General features: G+C 73.7%; 4 protein-coding genes. All 4 read left to right on the forward strand.

From position 1 onward, the window contains the following. Window positions 1-347: 347 nt before the first annotated feature. Window positions 348-1,532 (forward strand): chorismate synthase, encoded by a 1,185-nt coding sequence (aroC, locus tag B7767_RS36080; protein WP_085575721.1) that lies wholly within the window; start codon window positions 348-350, stop codon window positions 1,530-1,532. Next, complete coding sequence (locus B7767_RS36085) at window positions 1,529-2,044, forward strand: shikimate kinase (RefSeq protein WP_085575722.1); 516 nt, start codon at window positions 1,529-1,531, stop codon at window positions 2,042-2,044. The genes aroC and B7767_RS36085 overlap by 4 nt, the downstream gene beginning before the upstream one ends. Continuing rightward, window positions 2,041-3,135, forward strand: a complete 1,095-nt coding sequence (aroB, locus tag B7767_RS36090; RefSeq protein ID WP_085575723.1) for a 3-dehydroquinate synthase — start codon at window positions 2,041-2,043, stop codon at window positions 3,133-3,135. The genes B7767_RS36085 and aroB overlap by 4 nt, the downstream gene beginning before the upstream one ends. A 126-nt stretch (window positions 3,136-3,261) precedes the next feature. Further along, window positions 3,262-3,456 (forward strand): Pro-rich N-terminal domain-containing protein (locus tag B7767_RS48650; protein ID WP_256923688.1); only part of this gene is annotated, 195 nt, incomplete at its 3' end.

Here is a 3,456-nt window from a genome sequence, read left to right on the forward strand (position 1 = left end):
CGCAGCGGACCCGGCCCGCGCCGCAGGCCGCCCAGCAGCCGAGCGGGGCGGATTACCTGGGCCAGTACGCGCCGCCGCGCCGGCAGGCCCCGCAGCCGAGCGGAGCCGACTTCCTCGGCGCCTACGCACCCCAGCCCCGTCAGGGCGAGGGCGGCCCGGCCTGATCCCTCCACCGCCCGGCCCGTGATCCCGCCCGTCCGCCTGATGGACCGGCGGCCGGGCACCCGGCCCGGACGTGGGAGGATCGGAGGTGGCGGACCGGGGCCGCGCACCCCGTCACGCCACAGCCGTACACGAGGACACGTGTACGCAGGGCAGTACCGGGGCGCGAGCATTGAGGAGCACCGTTGAGCAGGTTGCGCTGGCTGACCGCGGGGGAGTCGCACGGTCCCGCACTCGTGGCGACGCTGGAGGGACTTCCCGCCGGCGTACCGATCACCACGGACATGGTGGCGGACCACCTCGCGAGGCGGCGGCTGGGCTACGGTCGCGGCGCCCGGATGAAGTTCGAGCGCGACGAGGTCACCTTCCTCGGCGGCGTCCGGCACGGCCTGACCCTCGGTTCCCCGGTCGCGGTCATGGTGGGCAACACCGAATGGCCGAAGTGGGAGCAGGTCATGGCGGCCGACCCGGTCGACCCGGAGGTGCTGGCCGGCCTGGCGCGCAACGCCCCGCTGACCCGCCCCCGCCCCGGCCACGCCGACCTGGCCGGCATGCAGAAGTACGGCTTCGACGAGGCCCGGCCGATCCTGGAGCGCGCCTCCGCCCGTGAGACCGCCGCCCGCGTGGCGCTGGGCGCGGTGGCACGGTCGTACCTGAAGGAGACGGCCGGCATCGAGATCGTCAGCCACGTCGTCGAGCTGGCCGCGGCGAAGGCCCCCTACGGCCTCCACCCGACCCCCGCCGACGTGCAGCGGCTGGACGAGGACCCGGTGCGCTGCCTGGACGCGGACGCCTCGAAGGCGATGGTCGCGGAGATCGACCAGGCCCACAAGGACGGCGACACCCTCGGCGGCGTGGTCGAGGTCCTGGCGTACGGCGTCCCGGTCGGCCTCGGCTCCCACGTCCACTGGGACCGCCGTCTGGACGCACGCCTGGCCGCCGCCCTCATGGGCATCCAGGCGATCAAGGGCGTCGAGGTCGGCGACGGCTTCGACCTCGCCCGCGTGCCCGGCTCGAAGGCGCACGACGAGATCCTCGCCACCCCCGACGGCATCAAGCGCGCGTCGGGCCGCTCCGGCGGCACCGAGGGCGGACTGACCACCGGTGAGCTGCTGCGCGTACGCGCGGCGATGAAGCCCATCGCGACCGTGCCGCGGGCGCTGAAGACCGTGGACGTCGTCACCGGCGAGGAGACCGCCGCCCACCACCAGCGTTCCGACGTGTGCGCCGTGCCGGCCGCCGGCATCGTCGCCGAGGCCATGGTCGCCCTGGTCCTCGCGGACGCGGTCGCGGAGAAGTTCGGCGGCGACAGCGTCACCGAGACCCGCCGCAACGTGACGTCGTACCTCGAGAACCTGGCCATCCGATGAGCTCACCGGTCATCGTGCTGGTCGGCCCGATGGGCGTGGGCAAGTCCACCGTGGGACAGCTGCTCGCCGAGCGGCTGGGCGTCGCCTACCGCGACACCGACGACGACATCGTCACCGCCGAGGGCCGCACCATCGCCGACATCTTCGTCGACGAGGGCGAGCCCGCCTTCCGCGCCGTCGAGAAGCGCGCGGTGCGCACGGCACTCACCGAGCACGAGGGCGTCCTGGCGCTCGGCGGCGGAGCGATCCTCGACGCGGAGACGCGCGCACTGCTCGCCGGGCAGCGTGTCGTCTACCTCTCGATGGACGTCGAGGAGGCCGTCAAGCGCACCGGCCTCAACGCCGCCCGCCCGCTGCTGGCGGTCAACCCGCGCAAGCAGTGGCGCGAGCTGATGGAGGCCCGCCGGCACCTGTACGAGGAGGTCGCCGCGGCCGTCGTCCCGACCGACGGCCGCACGCCCGAGGAAGTCGCCGAAGCGACCCTGAACGCACTGGAGTTGAAGGACGCATGAGCAGCGAGGCAGTGACGCGGATCGCCGTCGGCGGCACGGCGGGCACCGACCCGTACGAGGTCCTGGTGGGCCGCCGTCTCCTCGGTGAGCTGGGCGGACTGATCGGCACCCGGGCCAAGCGGGTCGCGATCGTGCACCCCGAAGCCCTCGCCGAGACCGGCGACGCGCTCCGCGCCGACCTGGCCGAGCAGGGCTACGAGGCGGTCGCCATCCAGGTGCCCAACGCGGAGGAGGCCAAGACCGCCGAGGTCGCCGCCTACTGCTGGAAGGCGCTGGGCCAGTCCGGCTTCACCCGCACCGACGTCATCGTCGGCGTGGGCGGCGGCGCCACGACGGACCTGGCCGGCTTCGTGGCCGCGACCTGGCTGCGCGGGGTCCGCTGGATCGCCGTCCCGACCACGGTCCTGGCCATGGTCGACGCGGCCGTGGGCGGCAAGACCGGCATCAACACCGCCGAGGGCAAGAACCTCGTCGGAGCCTTCCACCCGCCCGCCGGTGTCCTGTGCGACCTGGCCGCCCTGGACTCCCTCCCGGTCAACGACTACGTCTCCGGACTCGCCGAGGTCATCAAGGCCGGCTTCATCGCCGACCCGGCGATCCTGGACCTCATCGAGTCCGACCCCCAGGCCGCCCGCACCCCGTCCGGCCCGCACACCGCGGAACTGATCGAGCGCTCGATCCGGGTCAAGGCGGAGGTCGTCTCGTCCGACCTGAAGGAATCGGGTCTGCGCGAGATCCTGAACTACGGCCACACCCTCGGCCACGCCATCGAGAAGAACGAACGCTACAAGTGGCGCCACGGCGCGGCGGTCTCCGTCGGCATGCACTTCGCCGCGGAACTGGGCCGCCTCGCGGGCCGCCTGGACGACGCCACCGCGGACCGCCACCGCACGGTCCTCGAATCGGTCGGGCTCCCCCTGCACTACCGCTACGACCAGTGGCCCAAGCTGCTGGAGAACATGAAGGTCGACAAGAAGTCCCGCGGCGACCTGCTGCGCTTCATCGTCCTCGACGGCCTCGCCAAGCCCACGGTGTTCGAAGGCCCGGACCCGGCCGTCCTCCTCGCCGCGTACGGCGAGGTCGGGGAGTAGCCCCGGGCACTCATCACCGCCCCCGGCCGTTCACACAACGACGGCAGGGGGCGGTACCGTTCGGTAGCACGCGGGTCACCCCCGCTGTCAGCGCCCCATCGCCTGTACGAGACGGAGTGGCACCGGATGCAGCACGCAGTGGGTTCTCCGCTGCCGCCGCCCCATCAGCCGGGGCACGGACCGGCCACCGGCTGGTCACCGGCCGCACACCACCCGGGCCAGCACCCGGGAGCGCACCAGGGTCCCGCCCCCGTGCCCGTGCCTCCTCCGGCACCGGGCTACCCCGCGCCCCCGCCCGGCCCCACCCCGCCCCCCGCGGGC

It is taken from the genome of Streptomyces sp. 13-12-16 (assembly GCF_002114215.1).
Lineage (GTDB): Bacteria > Actinomycetota > Actinomycetes > Streptomycetales > Streptomycetaceae > Streptomyces.